Annotated in this window: 14 protein-coding genes; 6 read left to right on the plus strand and 8 right to left on the minus strand. The window is 67.5% G+C overall.

Going from position 1 to position 17,473, the window contains the following annotated elements:
* Window positions 1-33 precede the first annotated feature (33 nt).
* The 4 genes from IAI54_RS08025 to IAI54_RS08040 all read left to right on the plus strand — a co-directional run bounded on the left by IAI54_RS08025 (window position 34) and on the right by IAI54_RS08040 (window position 3,197).
* Complete coding sequence (locus tag IAI54_RS08025; RefSeq protein WP_187971847.1) at window positions 34-762, plus strand: DUF2259 domain-containing protein; 729 nt, start codon at window positions 34-36, stop codon at window positions 760-762.
* On the plus strand, window positions 759-1,292 hold the full coding sequence (locus tag IAI54_RS08030; protein WP_187971848.1) for a hypothetical protein: 534 nt from the start codon (window positions 759-761) through the stop codon (window positions 1,290-1,292). The genes IAI54_RS08025 and IAI54_RS08030 overlap by 4 nt, the downstream gene beginning before the upstream one ends.
* 57 nt (window positions 1,293-1,349) lie before the next feature.
* On the plus strand, window positions 1,350-2,657 hold the full coding sequence (purB, locus tag IAI54_RS08035; protein ID WP_187971849.1) for an adenylosuccinate lyase: 1,308 nt from the start codon (window positions 1,350-1,352) through the stop codon (window positions 2,655-2,657).
* Window positions 2,658-3,056: 399 nt separating this feature from the next.
* Window positions 3,057-3,197, plus strand: a complete 141-nt coding sequence (locus IAI54_RS08040; RefSeq protein ID WP_187971850.1) for a hypothetical protein — start codon at window positions 3,057-3,059, stop codon at window positions 3,195-3,197.
* Between the two features lie 93 nt (window positions 3,198-3,290).
* Here the strand turns inward: IAI54_RS08040 and gyrA are convergent, their stop codons facing one another.
* A complete protein-coding gene (gene gyrA / locus IAI54_RS08045; RefSeq protein ID WP_235679291.1) occupies window positions 3,291-6,101 on the minus strand; it encodes a DNA gyrase subunit A in 2,811 nt (936 codons plus the stop codon).
* 425 nt (window positions 6,102-6,526) lie between these two features.
* Here gyrA and IAI54_RS08050 point away from each other — a divergent pair, with 425 nt between their 5' ends.
* Window positions 6,527-7,156 (plus strand): MarC family protein, encoded by a 630-nt coding sequence (locus IAI54_RS08050; protein ID WP_187971851.1) that lies wholly within the window; start codon window positions 6,527-6,529, stop codon window positions 7,154-7,156.
* A 30-nt stretch (window positions 7,157-7,186) separates the two neighbouring features.
* On the opposite strand, the gene IAI54_RS08055 is transcribed toward IAI54_RS08050, so the two are convergent.
* The 7 genes from IAI54_RS08055 to cckA form a co-directional block, all read right to left on the minus strand.
* Complete coding sequence (locus tag IAI54_RS08055; RefSeq protein ID WP_187971852.1) at window positions 7,187-7,405, minus strand: hypothetical protein; 219 nt, start codon at window positions 7,403-7,405, stop codon at window positions 7,187-7,189.
* Window positions 7,406-7,498: 93 nt separating this feature from the next.
* Window positions 7,499-8,194: an urea ABC transporter ATP-binding subunit UrtE gene (gene urtE, locus IAI54_RS08060; protein ID WP_187971853.1), complete on the minus strand. Its 696-nt coding sequence runs from the start codon at window positions 8,192-8,194 to the stop codon at window positions 7,499-7,501.
* Window positions 8,195-8,198: 4 nt separating this feature from the next.
* Complete coding sequence (gene urtD / locus IAI54_RS08065; RefSeq protein ID WP_187971854.1) at window positions 8,199-8,945, minus strand: urea ABC transporter ATP-binding protein UrtD; 747 nt, start codon at window positions 8,943-8,945, stop codon at window positions 8,199-8,201.
* A gap of 4 nt (window positions 8,946-8,949) precedes the next feature.
* Window positions 8,950-10,197, minus strand: coding sequence for an urea ABC transporter permease subunit UrtC (gene urtC, locus IAI54_RS08070; protein ID WP_187971855.1), 1,248 nt, complete (start codon window positions 10,195-10,197; stop codon window positions 8,950-8,952).
* Entirely contained in the window at window positions 10,194-11,810 is a 1,617-nt protein-coding gene (gene urtB, locus IAI54_RS08075; protein WP_187971856.1) for an urea ABC transporter permease subunit UrtB, read from the minus strand. Before urtB ends, urtC begins: the two co-directional genes overlap by 4 nt.
* Before the next feature lie 126 nt (window positions 11,811-11,936).
* Entirely contained in the window at window positions 11,937-13,238 is a 1,302-nt protein-coding gene (urtA, locus tag IAI54_RS08080) for an urea ABC transporter substrate-binding protein (RefSeq protein ID WP_187971857.1), read from the minus strand.
* A gap of 323 nt (window positions 13,239-13,561) precedes the next feature.
* Window positions 13,562-16,144 carry a cell cycle histidine kinase CckA gene (cckA, locus tag IAI54_RS08085; protein WP_187971858.1) on the minus strand — a complete coding sequence of 861 codons (2,583 nt, stop codon included), beginning with the start codon at window positions 16,142-16,144 and terminating at the stop codon, window positions 13,562-13,564.
* Between the two features lie 243 nt (window positions 16,145-16,387).
* Between cckA and IAI54_RS08090 the strand changes: the two genes are divergently transcribed.
* Window positions 16,388-17,470: a flagellar biosynthetic protein FliO gene (locus tag IAI54_RS08090; RefSeq protein WP_235679293.1), complete on the plus strand. Its 1,083-nt coding sequence runs from the start codon at window positions 16,388-16,390 to the stop codon at window positions 17,468-17,470.
* Window positions 17,471-17,473 lie beyond the last annotated feature (3 nt).

Raw genomic sequence — 17,473 nt, forward strand, 5'->3', positions numbered from 1 at the left:
AATGCGGTCGGGGCGGGAACAGGGAGAATCGTCATGATCCGGCAGCCTGTCGCGGCCACCGTCCTGGCCTTCGCAATCGCCTTCGCCGCCGGTTCTGCAACCGCTGGCAGCGTGGCCGATCTCGAAATCCTCGGCTTCAGCGCCGATGCCTCCATCTTTGCCTTCGAGGAATACGGCGTCCAGGACGGCTCCGGCTTTCCTTACGCCAACCGATACTACATCGACGTGGCGACGGACCGCTTCGTCCCGGGCACGCCCATCCGCATCCGGATCGACGACGAGAGCGCGCCGCTCCACCAGGCCAGGGATCAGGCAAGGGCGCCGGGCCAGGCGATCGTCTCCGACGCGATCCTGGCGCAGAACCGCGGCCACACCGCCGGGATCAACGCGATCACCGAGCTTTCCGCGGATCCGTTCCGCATGGCGGTGAACCCTCGCCCCGTCATTCCGCCGGTCGACGAGGCGATCGAGTTCCGGATCGAGGAATACGCGCTCGATGTGGCCGGTTGCGAGAACCTCGGCCCGACCATGGGCTTCCGGCTGCTGCGCATCGACCTCAGGGCCGGCGGCACCGTCGACCTGCTGCATGAGGACGACCGCGTTCCCTCCAGCCGCGGCTGTCCGCTCGGCTACCGGATCGGCGCGGTCCAGACGATCCACCCGGACGGCGGCGCGCCGTCCTTCGCCGTGCTTGTGGCGGTGCGGTCCTTCGGCTTCGAAGGGCCCGACTACCGCTGGATCGCGGTCACCGGGCGCCTGTGACGGAGCGGTCCGCTTCCGACGCCCCCGCTCCGGCGCGGCGGTCCATCGGTCCGGGCCGTCGGACCCGAATCCGCCCTGCCCTGCGGCTGCTCGCCGGTTCGATCGCCTGGTCCCTCGCCATCGTCGCCTCGTGCGCCGCCTCGCTTCTGGCGCGCGCGTGGCAGAATGCAGACGCGCAGGCCGCCGTCATCCTGCTTTTCTGGTTCGGAGCCCTGCTCGCCTACGCGCCCGCCGTCCTGCTCGCGGATCGCTTCGGCGGGCACCGGGCGGAGACGCGCTTCGCGGCCGCCATGGTGCTCCTGGCCGGCGCCACGATCGGCATCACGGCCTTCCTCTTCGGCCTGTGGTACCGCCTCTACTATGCCCACTGGCACGAGCCGGCCCTGACCATCGGCTGGATCTTCCAGTTCATCTTCACCGTGGCGGCGGCCTGCTATCATTTCCTGGTGCTCGGCCTGCGGATGTATCTGCCGGTCGGGCTGCCGGCGCTGCTGGCATTTTCCCTCGTCCTCGCAAGGACCCGCCGTTGAGGGCAGCGGCAGCCTCTGCTAGGGGGTCGGCAAGGCTTTCCCGACGAGGACACACGCATGATCCCGCGCTACTCGCGGCCCGAGATGGTCGCCATCTGGTCTCCGGAGACCAAGTTCCGCATCTGGTTCGAGATCGAGGCGCATGCCTGCGACGCGCTCGCGGAGCTGGGCGTCATCCCCAAAGAAGCCGCGCGGACCATCTGGGAGAAGGGTGGCGCGGCGACGTTCGACGTCGCGCGGATCGACGAGATCGAGGCCGTGACCAAGCATGACGTCATCGCCTTCCTGACGCATCTGGCCGAATTCATCGGCCCCGACTCGCGCTTCGTCCACCAGGGCATGACCTCGTCCGACGTGCTCGACACGACGCTGAACATCCAGCTCGTGCGCGCCTGTGACATCCTGCTCGCGGGCATGGACCGGCTGCTCGCCGCCCTGAAGACCCGCGCCTACGAGCACAAGGACACGGTGCGGATCGGCCGCTCGCACGGCATACATGCCGAGCCGACGACCATGGGGTTGACCTTCGCGCGCTTCTTTGCCGAGATGAGCCGCAACCGCGCCCGGCTGGTGAATGCACGCGCCGAAATCGCCACCGGCGCCATCTCGGGTGCCGTCGGCACCTTCGCCAACATCGACCCCCGCGTGGAGGAGCATGTCTGCGCCAAGCTCGGCCTGCTTGCGGAGCCGGTCTCGACGCAGGTCATCCCGCGCGACAGGCACGCCATGTTCTTCGCCACGCTGGGTGTCATCGCCTCCTCGATCGAGAACGTCGCCATCGAGATCCGCCACATGCAGCGCACCGAGGTGCTGGAGGCGGAGGAGTTCTTCTCGCCCGGCCAGAAGGGCTCGTCGGCCATGCCGCACAAGCGCAACCCGGTGCTGACGGAGAATCTGACCGGTCTCGCCCGCCTCGTGCGCATGGCCGTGGTTCCGGCGCTGGAGAACGTGGCGCTCTGGCACGAGCGCGACATCTCGCATTCGAGCGTCGAACGCGGCATCGGCCCGGACGCGACGATCACGCTCGACTTCGCGCTCAACCGGCTGGCCGGCGTCATCGAGAAGCTGGTGATCTACCCCGAGAACATGCTGCGGAACATGAACAGGTTCCGCGGTCTGGTTCATTCGCAGCGCGTTCTCCTGGCGCTGACCCAGGCGGGCGTCTCGCGGGAAGATGCCTACCGGCTCGTCCAGCGCAACGCCATGAAGGCCTGGGAACACGGCGCGGACTTCCTCGAGGAACTTCTGGCGGATGCCGAGGTGCGCGCCGCGCTGTCGGAAGACGACCTGCGCGAGAAGTTCGACCTCGCCTATCACACCAAGCACGTCGACACGATCTTCGCCCGCGTCTTCGGCGCCGCCTGACGCCAAGACTGCCGGCCGCTCCGGCATTTCCGCCCGGCCTGACGTGGCGGGGCGAAAACCACGGCGTACGGGACATCAGCGCGGTCGTGGGCCTGGTGCCGGATGCTCCGGCGATGGCGAGGTCACGAGTCTCCGGAGCCGTCTTCACGCGAGTCGCGCCATCTGCGTCTTCGCGCCCCGGTCGGCGCAGCGTCGCGCCGCCGCCGGCAGCTGTCGCGGGCGGACGGCCCCGCCCCACGCCCGGCACGCCCGGCTAACCGTCCGTTCACCCTCGGCCCAAGATGAACCGCACATGAACGGCGGCCTCAGTCTTCGTTCAAGCTTGCTGTGCCAAAAAACTCACAGACGGTCGAAACCCTTCGGTGTCTAACGCGTTCATCGGCCAAGGAGAACGATGCCATGCTGATCACGATGCTTGCTGCGGCCATGACCATTGCCATGCTGATTGCGACTGCGTTCGGCTTCTACGAGGAAGCGCAGCGCGCACGGCAGGACGTGCGCGCGACGCGCCGGAACCCGTTCGCGAACATGCGCCGCTGAGACCAACGAGAATTACCCTGGGCCTGACCTCCCAAAGCAGATCGGCCGCCTCTCTGGGCGGCCGTTTCTGTTTTCAGTCCGGCAAATCGCCCCTCACTCGTCGAGGGGCGTTTCGGGAGCGGCAGGCGGCGCATCGCCCGCCGGAGCGTCGGGAGCCTGCTCGACGGCCGCCTCCACCTCGTCTTCCGACTGCGGTTCGGAAATCCGCTCGACCGACACGACCTTCTCGCCGTCGCCCGTGCGGAAGATCGTGACCCCCTTGGTAGCGCGGCCGGCGAAACGGATGCCGCCGATCGGCACGCGGATGACCTTGCCCGCGTCCGTGACCAGCATGATCTGGTCGTCCTTCTCAACGGGGAACACGGCCACGAGCTTGCCGATCTCGCCGGTCTTGGACGTATCCGTAGCCCTGATGCCCTTGCCGCCGCGTCCGATCAGCCGGAAGTCGTAGGACGAAGACCGCTTGCCGTAACCGAACTCGGTGACGGTGAGCACGAACTGCTCGTGCGCCTTGAGATGCTCGTAGCGCTCGTCGTTCAGATCCGCCTCCTCGCCGACCTCCTCGTTGGTCAGCGCGACCTCTTCCTCGCTTTCGCCGATCTCGCTCGACGCTGCGCGCCGTTCGGCAACGGACCGCTTGAGATAGGCCGCCCGCTCTGGCGCCGTCGCCTCGACGTGCTCGAGGATGGTCATGGAGATGGCGCGATCGCCCTGCCCCAGCGCAATGCCGCGCACGCCCTGCGAGGAGCGTCCGGCGAAGACGCGCACGTCGCTGACGGCGAAGCGGATGCACTGGCCGCTGTCGGCGGTCAGCAGCACGTCGTCGTTCTCGGTGCAGGTCTCGACGGCGAGGATGGCGTCGCCCTCCTCCTCGAACTTCATGGCGATCTTGCCATTGCGCTTCACGTCGGCGAAGTCCGACAGCTTGTTGCGCCGCACGGTGCCGCGCGTCGTCGCGAACATCACGTCGAGCTCGGCCCAGCTCTCCTCGTTCTCCGGCAGCGGCAGGATCGCGGTGATCCGGTCCCCGGCGTCGAGCGGCAGAAGGTTGCGCAGGAACTTGCCCTTCGACTGCGGCGTGCCGATGGGCAGCCGCCAGACCTTTTCCTTGTAGACGATGCCGCGCGAGGAGAAGAACAGGATCGGCGTGTGCGTGTTGGCCACGAACAGCCGCGTGACGAAGTCGGTGTCCTTCGTGGCCATGCCGGAGCGGCCCTTGCCGCCCCGCGCCTGAGCCCGGTAGATCGAGAGCGGCACGCGCTTGATGTAGCCTTCGTGCGTGACCGTGACGACCATGTCCTCGCGCTGGATGAGGTCCTCGTCCTCCATGTCGGCGCCGCCGTCGACGATCTCGGTGCGGCGCGGCGTGCCGAACTCGTCGCGCACGGCGGCAAGCTCGTCCTTGACGATGGTCTGGATGCGCGCGCGGGATCCGAGGATGTCGAGGTAGTCCTTGATCTCCTCGCCGATCTTGTTGAGCTCGTCGGCGATCTCGTCGCGCCCGAGCGCGGTGAGGCGCTGCAGGCGCAGTTCGAGGATCGCGCGGGCCTGCTCCTCGGAGAGGTTGTAGGTGCCGTCCTCGTTGATGCGGTGGCGCGGGTCGTCGATCAGGCGGATCAGCGCTTCCACGTCCGCCGCCGGCCAGCGCCGCTCCATCAGCTGCTCGCGCGCCGTCTGCGGATCGGGCGCATTGCGGATGAGCTTGATGACCTCGTCGATGTTGGCGACCGCGATGGCCAGGCCGACGAGCACGTGAGCGCGTTCGCGGGCCTTCTTGAGCAGGTACTTGGTGCGCCGACTGACGACCTCCTCCCGGAAGGACACGAAGGCCTTCAGGATGTCGACGAGGTTCATCAGTTCCGGCTTGCCGCCGTTGAGCGCCACCATGTTGGCGCCGAAGGAGGTCTGCAGCGGCGTGTAGCGATAGAGCTGGTTGAGCACGACTTCGGCATTGGCGTCGCGCTTCAGCTCGATCACCACCCGGTAGCCCTGGCGGTCGCTCTCGTCGCGGATGTCGGAGATGCCCTCGATGCGCTTGTCTCGCACGAGTTCGGCCATCTTCTCGATCATCGTGGCCTTGTTGACCTGGTAGGGCACCTCGGTGATGATGATCGCCTCGCGATCGCCGCGCATCGGTTCGATGTCGACCTTGCCGCGCATCATGACGGAGCCGCGGCCGGTCAGATAAGCGCTGTAGATGCCGGCGCGGCCGAGGATCAGTCCGCCCGTCGGGAAATCCGGTCCGGGGATGATCTCCATCAGCGCCGGAAGATCGATCGCCGGATTGTCGACGATGGCGATGGCCGCATTCACCACCTCGACGAGGTTGTGTGGCGGGATGTTGGTCGCCATGCCGACGGCGATGCCGCCCGACCCGTTGACGAGCAGGTTCGGATAGCGGGCCGGCAGCACCTTCGGCTCGCGCGACGAGCCGTCGTAATTGTCCTGGAAGTCGACGGTCTCCTTGTCGATGTCCTCCAGGATCTCGTGCGCGCCCTTGGTCAGCCGCGCCTCGGTGTAGCGCATCGCCGCGGGCGGATCGCCGTCGATCGAGCCGAAATTGCCCTGCCCGTCGATCAGCGGCAGGCGCATCGACCAGTCCTGCGCCATGCGGACCAGGGCGTCGTAGATCGAGGCGTCGCCGTGCGGGTGGTACTTACCCATCACGTCCGACACCGGGCGCGCCGACTTCACGTGCTTGCGGTTCCAGTGATAGCCGCTCTCGTGCGAGGCATAGAGGATGCGCCGATGCACCGGCTTCAGTCCGTCGCGGACGTCGGGCAGAGCACGGCTGACGATCACGCTCATCGCGTAGTCGAGGTAGCTGCGCTGCATCTCCTCGATGATGGAGATCGGCTCGATGCCGTTCGAACCCCCGGCGGGCGGTTTGGTTAAATCAGACAAGATGGGCCACGTTCGTCGCTGGAATCAATGCATCCTTATATAGGAAGCCGGCGTGATTCTCCAACTTCGGGGGCCGATTGTCATGGCCGCTTTCCTCAATTTAATCAGGCACTTGGAAAGCGCCTCCGCAGCATGACGGAAAAGTCGCCGAGAAAGGGCCGCGCTGGGCCGGAATCCGCGCGGTACTCTTCCCCGCGAGGTGGAGGCCGGGACCCTGCCGGATGTGGTCGGCATGAGCCTTCGGCGTGCCTCGGTGCTGCTGCCGACCGTGCCCGAAGCAACGCTTCGGAGAGCCGCCGAAACGATCGCGACCGCCACCGGCTCGACGATGCTGTTGCCCCGCGCGCGCCGAGCGTTCAGGATGGGGAAGGATGCAGGGCTGGCGCAGAGGCGCCGCCGCTCTGCCGGACCGCCAAGAGGTTCCCGTGCCGAGCTTCGACCTCGTCTTCAACGCCTTCGTGACGATCCTCGTCACGATCGACCCGCCGGGGCTGGCACCGCTGTTCCTGGCGCTGACGCGCGGCATGGACCGGTCGCAGCGCCATCAGGTCGGGCTGCGCGCCTCGGTCATCGGCCTCGTGGTGCTTGCGCTGTTTGCGGTGGCGGGTGCGGCGATCCTGTCGGTGTTCGGCATCACCCTGCCCGCCTTCCGCGTGGCGGGCGGGCTGCTCCTGTTCTTCATCGCCTTCGAGATGATCTTCGAGCGGCGCACCGAGCGGAAGGAGAAGACCGCCGACGTCGCCATCACGCGCGACCACATCCACAACATCGCCGCCTTCCCGCTGGCGATCCCGCTGATCGCCGGACCGGGGGCGATCTCGGCGACGGTGCTCCTGTCGGGATCGTTCGGCGGACCGGCCTCGACCGCCGTGCTGCTTCTGGTCATCGCGCTGGCGATCGCGATCACCTATCTCGTCTTCGTGCTGGCGGAGCGCGTCGACCGCTATCTCGGCCAGACGGGCCGGTCGATCCTGACGCGGCTCCTGGGCGTCATCCTGGCCGCACTCGCGGTCCAGTTCGTCGCCGACGGCATCAAGGCACTCGCCGCCGCCTGAGGGGCGGAGGCGGGCGCAAGGAGCACGTCGTCAGTCCTGCGAGTGTCGGTCCTTCGGCGGCTTTCCGGGGACGCCGGCGGAATCATGCGACACCGGATCGCTGGCCGGAAAAGTGTCCTCCAGGCCTTCCTGCAGTTCGTCCTCCTGGTCGGGCTGGGCCGAACCCTGGCGGGCACGCTCCTTGCGGAAGGCTTCGGCCGGTTCGGAGGTGCGCGGCGGCTGCGGCGCGGAGGACGGTCTGGTCGACATCTGGAAACTCCTCGGGATCGCGGATCGATTGCCGGGGAAACGCCCCCGCCGCGCGATGGGTTCCAGCCGTCCCGTCCGGCGAAGCGGCGCGCGTCAGACCGTCAGGAACTTGCGCACGTGCGGATCGTCGAGATCCTCCGCCGGGCCGCAATGGACGATCTGGCCGCGGTCCATGATGTTCACCTCGTCCGCCAGTTCCCGGCAGAAGTCGAGATACTGCTCCACCAGAAGGATGCCGATGCCGGCCGTGTCGCGCAGGAAGCGGATCGCCCGGCCGATATCCTTGATGATCGAGGGCTGGATGCCCTCGGTCGGCTCGTCGAGGACGAGCAGCTTGGGCCGCATCACCAGCGCGCGGCCGATGGCGAGCTGCTGCTGCTGGCCGCCGGACAGGTCGCCGCCGCGCCGCGACAGCATGCTCTTCAGCACCGGGAACAGTTCGAAGACGTGGTCCGGGACGTGACGATCGGCGCGCTTCAGCGGCGCGAAACCGGTCTCCAGGTTCTCCCTGACCGACAGGAGCGGGAAGATTTCCCGCCCCTGCGGCACGAATGCGATGCCCGACCGGGCGCGATCGTACGCCGCGCTCCGGTCGAGCGCCTTCCCCTCGAAGGCTATTTCTCCGCTCGACAGCCGGTGATGGCCGACGATGGCTCTCATGAGACTGGTCTTGCCGACGCCGTTGCGGCCGAGCACGCAGGTGATCTTCGCCTCTTTTGCCGTGAGCGACACGCCGCGCAGCGCCTGCGCGGCGCCGTAGTGGAGGGTGGCGTCCTTGACGGTCAGCATGCCCTCACCTCCCCAGATAGACTTCGATGACGCGCTCGTCGGCCGAGACGCTGTCGAGCGTACCCTCCGACAGGACCGACCCCTCGTGCAGGCAGGTCACCTTGACGCCGAGCTCGCGCACGAAATGCATGTCGTGCTCGACCACGACCACCGAATGGGTCTTGGCGATGTCCTTCAGCAGCCGCGCGGTCTCCTCGGTCTCGGCGTCGGTCATGCCGGCCACCGGCTCGTCGACGAGGAGAAGCTTGGGGTCCTGCGCCAGCAGCATGCCGATCTCCAGCCACTGCTTCTGGCCATGGCTGAGGTTGGCTGCCAGATCGTTGCGGCGTGCCTCCAGGCGGATCGTGGCGAGGATCTCGTCGATGCGCCTGCCCTCCTCCTTCGATCTGCGGTGAAAGAGGGCCGGAAAGATCGATCGCGGCCCGGCGAGCGCGAGCACGAGATTGTCCTCGACCGTATGGCTCTCGAACACCGTCGGCTTCTGGAACTTGCGGCCGATGCCCATCATCGCGATGTCGGCCTCGTCGTGCTTGGTGAGATCCACCGTGCCGTCGAAGAAGACCTCGCCCGCGTCGGGGCGGGTCTTGCCCGTGATGATGTCCATCATCGTGGTCTTGCCGGCACCGTTCGGACCGATGATCGCCCGCATCTCGCCCTTGTCGAGCACCAGCGACAGGTTGTTGATGGCGCGGAATCCGTCGAAGGAGACCGACACGCCATCGAGATAGAGGATGGTTCCGCTCTTCGACATCGCTCTACTCCGCAGGCTGCGGCGCCGGGCCGCCGGCAATGTCGGGCGACGGCGTCCTTGCCGTGTCCTCGGCGCGGGCGGGACGGCCGGTGACCGGATCGACGGGCGGCGGCGCGGCGTCCTCCTGCGCTTTCGTCCGGGCGCGCTCCGCCGCATCCCTGCGCGCGGCACGCCAGGAATCGTAGGTGCCGACGATGCCTTTCGGCAGGAACAGGGTCACCGCGATGAACAGCCCGCCGAGCGCGAAGAGCCAGTATTCCGGCAGGACGCCGGTGAACCAGCTCTTGCCGCCGTTGACCAGCAGCGCCCCGATGATCGGGCCGACCAGCGTGCCGCGGCCGCCGACCGCGGTCCACACGACCACCTCGATGGAATTGGCCGGGGCGAACTCGCCCGGATTGATGATGCCGACCTGCGGCACGTAGAGCGCGCCCGCGATTCCGGCCATCACCGCCGAGACGGTGAAGGCGAACACCTTCACGTTCTCCGGCCGCCAGCCGATGAAGCGCGTGCGGCTCTCGGCGTCGCGCACGGCGATCATCAGCATGCCGTATTTCGACCGGGTGATGGCGGAGGTGACGAGAAGCGCCAGTGCCAGAGCCAGAGCGCTGGCGGCGAACAGCCCCGCGCGCGTCTCGGGCGCCTGGACGTTGAAGCCGAGGATGTCCTTGAAGTCGGTCAGGCCGTTGTTGCCGCCGAAGCCCATGTCGTTGCGGAAGAAGGCGAGCAGCAGCGCATAGGTCAGAGCTTGCGTGATGATCGACAGGTAGACGCCGGTGACGCGGCTGCGGAAGGCGAACCAGCCGAACACGAAGGCGAGCGCGCCTGGGGCCAGCACGATCATGATCGCGGCGAACCAGAACTGGTCGAAGCCGTACCAGAACCACGGCAGTTCCTTCCAGTTCAGGAACACCATGAAGTCGGGAAGGATCGGATTGCCGTAGACGCCGCGGTCGCCGATCTGGCGCATCAGGTACATGCCCATCGCATAGCCGCCCAGCGCGAAGAAGGCGCCGTGGCCGAGCGAGAGGATGCCGCAGTAGCCCCAGACGAGATCGAGCGCCAGCGCGAGCAGCGCATAGGTCAGGTACTTTCCCGTGAGCGCGACGATGTAGGCCGGGACGTGGTACGGGCTCGACGGCGGAACCGCGAGATGCAGCACCGGAACCAGAACCGCGACCGCCGCCAGGATGAGGGCGACGACGAGGATCCGGCCGCCGGATCCGCCCGTGAACAAGCGCTGGGTGATCATGCCTCGACCGACCTTCCCTTGAGGGCGAACAGCCCGCGCGGGCGCTTCTGGATGAACAGGATGATGAGCACCAGCACGAGGATCTTGCCCAGCACCGCACCCGCATAGGGCTCGAGGAACTTGTTGACGATGCCGAGCGAGAAGGCGCCGACCAGCGTTCCCCAGAGATTGCCGACCCCGCCGAAGACCACGACCATGAAGCTGTCGATGATGTAGCCCTGGCCGAGGTTGGGCGAGACGTTGTCGATCTGCGACAGCGCGACGCCCGCGATCCCGGCGATGCCCGAGCCGAGCGCGAAGGTGAAGGCGTCGATCCAGGGCGTGCGGATGCCCATCGAGGAGGCCATGCGGCGGTTCGCCGTCACGGCCCGCATCTGCAGGCCCCAGGCCGTCCGCTTGAAGACGTAGAGGAGCAGCCCGAACACGGCGAGGGCGAAGACGACGATCCAGAGCCGGTTCCAGGTCAGCGCCAGCTGGCCGATCTGGAACCCGCCGGACATCCAGGATGGATTGCCGACCTCCTGGTTGGTCGGCCCGAAGATCGTGCGAACGGCCTGCTGCAGGATGAGCGAGACGCCCCAGGTGGCGAGCAGCGTCTCGAGCGGCCGGCCGTAGAGGAAGCGGATGATGCCGCGCTCCAGCGCGAGCCCGACCGCGCCCGCGACGAGGAAGGCGAGCGGCAGGGCGATGGCGAGCGACCAGTCGAACAGCCATGGATAGGAGGTGCGGATGACGGACTGCACGACGAAGGTCGTGTAGGCGCCGATCATCACCATCTCGCCATGCGCCATGTTGATGACGCCCATGACGCCGAAGGTGATCGCAAGCCCGATCGCGGCGAGCAGCAGCACCGAGCCGAGCGAAATGCCGTACCAGACGTTCTGCCCGAGATCCCACAGCGCCAGCGTGTCGTTGATGTCGTCGACGGCGCGTTGCGCCGCCGCCTGGACCTCGCCCTGCGCCCGCGCCGCGAAGCCGGTCAGCAGCGAGAGCGTGTCGCGGTCGCCGCGCTGCCCCAGGAAGGCGATGGCATCGAGCTTGGCGGCGTCGGCGGCGTCCGACACCAGGATGGTGGATGCGCGCGCGGCCTCCAGTGCCGCCTTCACGCTGGCGACCGTCTCCCTGGCGATGGCTGCGTCGAGCGCTTCGAGATTGCCCGCGTCGGGCGCGACGAACATGGTGCGTGCGGCAGCGAGCCGCACGACGGGATCGGGCGACGCGAGCGTCAGGCCGGATATGACGTCGCGGATCGTGCGCCGCAGCGAATTGTTGACCTTGATCTTGGTGAAGCCGCCCTTGGGCTCCTCGCCCGCGGCATCGCCGGTCAGGGGATCGAAGAGCGCGGCGGACTGGCCCTTTTCCAGGGCGATGAAGACCGTCTTGTCGGTCTTGCGGAAACTTAGATTGCCTTCCGACAGCGCCGAGAGCGCGCGTTCGACGCGGACGTCCCCGCTGGCGCCGAGCTCGCGCACGACCTCTTCGGTCTCCCGGAAATTCTTGCTTTCGGCGAATTTGCCGATGGTGGCTCGGATCGCATCGTCGTCCGCGAAGGCGCCGGAGATGCCGGACAGGACGAGGCCGATCAGGACGAGCAGAACGCGCAGGACGGTCATGGGCAGAGCGGACTTTCTCGATGGGGTTGTCGAGGCTTCCGGGCGGACGGGAGGAGGTGCCCGCCCGGAGGCGTCGCGGTCATGGCGGCCCGGCGGCGGGCGCCGCCGGGGCCTGTCATGCACGCGTCAGTTCACGCCCTTGCCGCCGCACTTGCCGGTGGCGACGTTGAAGTTGCCGCAGGACATCGGAGCGCGCCAGTCGGCGATGAGGTCCTTCGAGTCCGGCAGGTAGTCCGACCACTCGTCGCCGACCACGAGGCCGGTGGTCTCCCACACGGTCTCCATCTGGCCGTCGGCCTGAATCTCGCCGATCAGCACCGGCTTGGTGATGTGGTGGTTCGGCATCATCGCCGAATAGCCGCCGGTGAGGTTCGGCACGGAGACGCCGATGATGGCGTCGATGACGGCATCGGTGTCGGTGGTGCCGGCCTTCTCGACCGCCTTGACCCACATGTTGAAGCCGATCACGTGTGCTTCCATCGGGTCGTTGGTGACGCGGTCGGGGTTCTTGGTGAACTCCTTCCATGCCGCGATGAATTCCGCGTTCTCCGGCGTGTCGACCGACTGGAAGTAGTTCCAGGCCGTCAGATGACCGACGAGCGGCGCGGTGTCGAGGCCGGCGAGCTCTTCCTCACCGACAGAGAAGGCAACGACCGGGATGTCCTCGGCCTTGACGCCCTGGTTGCCGAGTTCCTTGTAGAAGGGAACGTTGGCGTCGCCGTTGATGGTGGAGACCACGGCGGTCTTCTTGCCGGCCGAACCGAAGGTCTTGATGTCGGACACGATCGTCTGCCAGTCGGAATGACCGAAAGGCGTGTAGTTGATCATGATGTCCTCGGCGGCGACGCCCTTGGACTGGAGGTAGGCTTCGAGGATCTTGTTGGTCGTGCGCGGATAGACGTAGTCGGTGCCGGCGAGCACCCAGCGCTCCACACCTTCCTCGTTCATCAGATAGTCGACGGCCGGGATCGCCTGCTGGTTGGGCGCAGCACCCGTGTAGAAGACGTTGCGCTGGCTTTCCTCGCCCTCGTACTGCACGGGGTAGAACAGGATCGAGTTCAGCTCCTCGAAGACCGGCAGGACCGACTTGCGGGACACCGAGGTCCAGCAGCCGAACACGGCCGAGACCTTGTTGACCGAAATGAGCTCACGCGCCTTCTCGGCGAAGAGCGGCCAGTCCGAGGCCGGATCGACGACGACCGCCTCGAGCTTCTTGCCGAGCAGCCCGCCCTTGGCGTTCTGCTGCTCGACGAGCATCAGCATCACGTCCTTCAGCGTGGTCTCCGAAATCGCCATCGTCCCCGAAAGCGAATGCAGGATGCCCACCTTGATGGTGTCTTCCTGCGCGGCAGCGGCTCCGGCCATCATCAGGCCGGCAAGCGCTGCCCCCGTGACCCGCTTCGCCAGTGTTGCGATCATTCCCCTCATATTGAGAACCTCCGATAAGGGTTGGTTGTTGCACCGATAAGAACAATGCAACGGCTGTGCCAAACCTCATCGGGCCGTCATAAAAAGCCGGAAAGCCTTGCGAACAAAGAGGCGGAGCATGCCAGGCCGCCGGACGGTCAGTGGCATTGCCACACGAGTTAAAACTTCGTTGAGACTTCTTTGCGCAACGGGCAGCAGGGCCTGGGCAAAATTTAGGCACCTTCGGAAGTCCGCCCAAATAACCGCCACATGCCAAAGGATCCGGCTTTCGCCGCATCGGCGCCGACCGGCGCCGCGCGCGGATCGGACCGTCCGGCGCCGCTCTACGCCTCGCCTTCCAGCATGTCCTTCACGACCGTGGCCAGCTGTTTGAGCGAGAAGGGTTTCGGAAGGAAGCCGAACTTGGCGTCGGCAGGCAGGTTTTTGGCGAAGGCATCCTCGGCATAGCCCGAGACGAAGACGAACTTCACGTCGGACTGGCGCTTGCGCAACTCGCCGAGCAGCGTCGGCCCGTCCATCTCGGGCATCACCACGTCCGAAACGACGATGTCGATCGCTCCGTCCAGTTCGTCGAAGATCTCGAGCGCCTCGACGCCCGACGAGGCCTCGTGCACCGTATAGCCGCGCGAGCGGAGCGCCCGCACGCCGCCCATCCGAACGGCATCCTCGTCCTCGACGAGCAGCACCGTCGCGGAGCCGGAGAGGTCCTTGCTGGCTTCCGGCTTGGGCGGAGGAGCGGCGGTCTCGGCCCTGGCCGCATCGGGACCTTCCTTCTCCTGCACGACGTGGCGGGGCAGGAAGATGCGGAACGTCGTGCCGACGCCCACCTGGGAGTCGCAGAAGATGAAGCCGCCGGTCTGCTTGATGATGCCGTAGACCATGGAAAGGCCGAGGCCCGTGCCTTTCCCCACCTCCTTGGTCGTGAAGAAGGGCTCGAAGATCTTCTTGAGGATGTCCGGCGGGATGCCGGTTCCGGTGTCCTCGACGTCGATCAGCACGTAGTCGCCCGGCGCAAGTTCGCGGTAGCCGAACTGCGCGCATGCCTCGGCCGGCACGTTCTTGGTGCGGACGACGAGATCCCCGCCGCCCGGCATCGCGTCGCGGGCATTGACGGTGAGGTTGACGATGACCTGCTCGAACTGGCCGAGATCGACCTTCACCGGCCAGATGTCGCGGCCATGGTCGATGCGCAGACGCATGTCGCTGCCCGCCAGCCGGGTCAGCAGCATGCGCAGGTCCGCCAGGACGTCCGTCAGATTGAGCACCTCCGGGCGCAGCGTCTGGCGGCGCGAGAACGCAAGCAGCTGACGCACCAGCGACGCGGCGCGGTTGGCGTTCTGCTTGATGTTCATGATGTCGGCGAAAGAGGGGTCCGACGGTCGGTGGCTCGCCAGAAGCAGGTCCGACGCCATGATGATGGCGGTGAGCACGTTGTTGAAGTCATGCGCGATGCCGCCGGCGAGCTGGCCGACCGCCTGCATCTTCTGGCCCTGCGCCATCTGGGCCTCGAGCGCCTTCTGCTCGGTCGTGTCGACCGCGTAGACGATCGCGGCCTCTTCCGCGTCTTCTCCGTCGCTGGCATCGGCGACGGCGCTGACGTAGAAGCGGATGTGCCGCTCCTCGTCGGTCGGAAGGATGGTGTCGATCGGGGCGATGTCGGCCTGGTGCTGCTTGGCCTTCTCCAGCGCTCCGGCGAAGCTCTCGCGGTCGCGTTCGTGGATGACAGTGTCGAGCCGCGCGCGTCGGTCGACGGCATCGCGATCGACGACGCTGGAAAACAGCGACAGGAACGGTGCGTTGGTGCGCAGGATCCGGCCGGCGCCGTCGATGCCGGCGATCGCCATCGGCGTCGAGTTGAAGAAGCGCGTGAAGCGGACTTCCGACGCGCGCAGATCGGCCGAGGCATCCTCTCCCTGCGCCCGGTTGAGGACGATGGTGCGGGTCGGCCCCGGAGCGCCGTCCCGGCTGGCCGTCGCACGATGCATGAACCGCACGGGAAGCGCCTCGCCCTTCACCGTGGAGAGGTCGAGGTCGATCACCGCGTTGCGGGTGGCGCCGGGATCGGCCTTCACCGAACGGATGAGCGCCATCCCGTCGCCCGCAACGACCTCCGCGAGCGCGACCGAGCCCGGCGAGAAGCTCGCCAGGTCGATGCCGAGCCATTCCGCCAGCGTTGCATTGAGATAGGTGATCCGTCCGGCGGGATCGGCCGAGAAGAAGCCGGCCGGCGCGTGGTCGAGATGATCGATGGCCTGCTGGAGGTCGAGGAAGAACCGCTCCTGTTCGGCGCGCTCGCCCGAAATGTCCTCGATCTGCCACGCCAGCAGCGGCTGGCGCTGGCCTGCCGCCCGGAAACTGCGGGCCCGCACCCGGTACCAGTGCGCGCCGGGCTCGGCACCGGGGCGGATGGATTGCGAGACGCGGAACTCGCCGTCGCCGCCGCGCCCGTCGCGCAGGCCGAGCGCGATGCGCTCCACCGTCGGAGAGGCCTCGATGTTGTCGGCGAGGTGCACGTCGAGCGACCGCACGTCGGCGGCCGACGTCGCGCCGGTCAGCCGGGCATAGGCCTGGTTGGCGTAGAGGACGCGGGCCCGCATGTCCGATACCACGAGCCCCTGACCCATCGTGTCGATGTAGGCCTTCGCGAGCTCGTCTCCGGAGGACCGCGGAGCGACCTGCACGAACCCGATGGCCGAGGCGAACAGATAGCCGACGCCGATCATGGCCAGGATGCCGAGGAGGCCGAGCAGGAAGGGATCGCCGAGCTGGTCGCGCATCACGGCGAACACGAAGGCCGCCCCGACGAGGACGATGATGAAGATGATCAGCCTGACGATCGTGCCCGGCCGCGAGTTCTGGTCGACGATGGGCGCCGGATAGAATTCGCCTTCGCCCTTCCCCTCCATCCGCTGTCCGTCCTGCCCGAATCCTGCCATGCTGCCCGTGCCCGGTATGAATCACATAATGCCCGGACGCGAAAGCCCGCCGGGTCCATTCTCCAGAGCATCCCGCTTCGCAGGGCGTCGGATCGCCCCGCGTGGCCGCCTTTTCCAGAGGCGACCATATTTCTCACACGGTAGCATGCTCATCTGCTTGCGGCGCAGCAATTCGCGTGTCAATCGTGTCGCGGCACCTCAAAGGAGAGTTCGATGACCAGCTTGCTGGATGGCTTGATGGATTCCCGGCTGATACCGGTGGTCACCTGGCTGATCATCGGCGTGATCGTGGCGATCATCGGCTATGCGGCCTTCCGCATCGTTCGCATGCTGACCGCGGGGACCTACATCGCCGGCGGCCGCAACCGCCGCACGAGGCTGGCCGTGCTCGACGCCGCGGCCGTGGACGACAGGCGCCGCCTCGTCCTCATCCGCCGCGACGACGTCGAACATCTCATCCTGATCGGCGGGCCGACCGACGTGGTGGTCGAGCAGGACATCCGCATCGGCGTCCGCGCGCCCCGTGCCCAGGCCGCAGAACCCGCCGTCGCGCTGGCGGCCGATCCCGACCTCGCGCTCGACGCCTACGACCACGGCGACGAGGCGCTTCAGCCGAACCCCGTCCCGCCGCCGCCGCCGCGCCCCGTTCCGGCCGCCCCGCAACGCCAGGCTGCGCCCGCTCCGCAGCGCCAGGCCGCACCCGCTCCTCAGCGGGAGGTGCGCCGCGCCCCCGAGAGGCCGCCGGTCCGGCAGGCGCCGGTCGCATCGCGCCCCGTGAACGCAGAACCCGCCCCTGCGCCGGCACCGACGCCCGCGCCGCCGCCTCCAGCGCCGCCGATCGCCGCACACCAGCAGGTCGCCACCCGCCCGGTCGCACCGGTGCCTGCCCGCCAGCCGCTCGCGCCCGTGGCGCAGCAGACGCAGGCGCCCGCCGCGCCGCAGCAGATGCCCGCCGCGCCGCGCCAGCAGCGGACGATCCGTCCGGTCCTGCCGCGCGTCACCTTGCCGGCCGCGACGCAGCCGAACTTCGCGCAGCCGGCGGAAGAGCGGCGCGATCCGCCCGTGGTCGCGCGGGTAACCCCCCATCCGGCGCGCGCGCAGGCGACGCGCAGGGCCCAGCAGCAGCAACCCCAGCCTGCCGCCGCGCCGGTCGAGAACGATCTCGACGACGCTCTGCTGCAGGAACTCGAGACGTCGCTCCGCTACCCGGCGCGCGAGCGCAATCGCGCCAAGGCCGCAGACATCGACGAGGAAATGAACAAGCTTCTGGGCGAGATGTCGCGCGACCGCCGCTGAAAG

It is taken from the genome of Aquibium microcysteis, assembly GCF_014495845.1.
In the GTDB taxonomy this organism is placed as follows: Bacteria; Pseudomonadota; Alphaproteobacteria; order Rhizobiales; family Rhizobiaceae; genus Aquibium; species Aquibium microcysteis.

Bases quoted from the DNA above. Each gene is read 5' to 3' on its own strand.
- urtD (WP_187971854.1), bottom strand. From the start codon at position 8,945: ATGTCGAAGAGCGGAACCATCCTCTATCTCGATGGCGTGTCGGTCTCC.
- IAI54_RS08040 (WP_187971850.1), top strand. From the start codon at position 3,057: ATGCTGATCACGATGCTTGCTGCGGCCATGACCATTGCCATGCTGATT.
- urtE (WP_187971853.1), bottom strand. From the start codon at position 8,194: ATGCTGACCGTCAAGGACGCCACCCTCCACTACGGCGCCGCGCAGGCG.
- IAI54_RS08090 (WP_235679293.1), top strand. From the start codon at position 16,388: ATGACCAGCTTGCTGGATGGCTTGATGGATTCCCGGCTGATACCGGTG.
- IAI54_RS08055 (WP_187971852.1), bottom strand. From the start codon at position 7,405: ATGTCGACCAGACCGTCCTCCGCGCCGCAGCCGCCGCGCACCTCCGAA.
- urtB (WP_187971856.1), bottom strand. From the start codon at position 11,810: ATGACCGTCCTGCGCGTTCTGCTCGTCCTGATCGGCCTCGTCCTGTCC.
- purB (WP_187971849.1), top strand. From the start codon at position 1,350: ATGATCCCGCGCTACTCGCGGCCCGAGATGGTCGCCATCTGGTCTCCG.
- urtC (WP_187971855.1), bottom strand. From the start codon at position 10,197: ATGATCACCCAGCGCTTGTTCACGGGCGGATCCGGCGGCCGGATCCTC.
- IAI54_RS08025 (WP_187971847.1), top strand. From the start codon at position 34: ATGATCCGGCAGCCTGTCGCGGCCACCGTCCTGGCCTTCGCAATCGCC.
- cckA (WP_187971858.1), bottom strand. From the start codon at position 16,144: ATGGAGGGGAAGGGCGAAGGCGAATTCTATCCGGCGCCCATCGTCGAC.
- urtA (WP_187971857.1), bottom strand. From the start codon at position 13,238: ATGAGGGGAATGATCGCAACACTGGCGAAGCGGGTCACGGGGGCAGCG.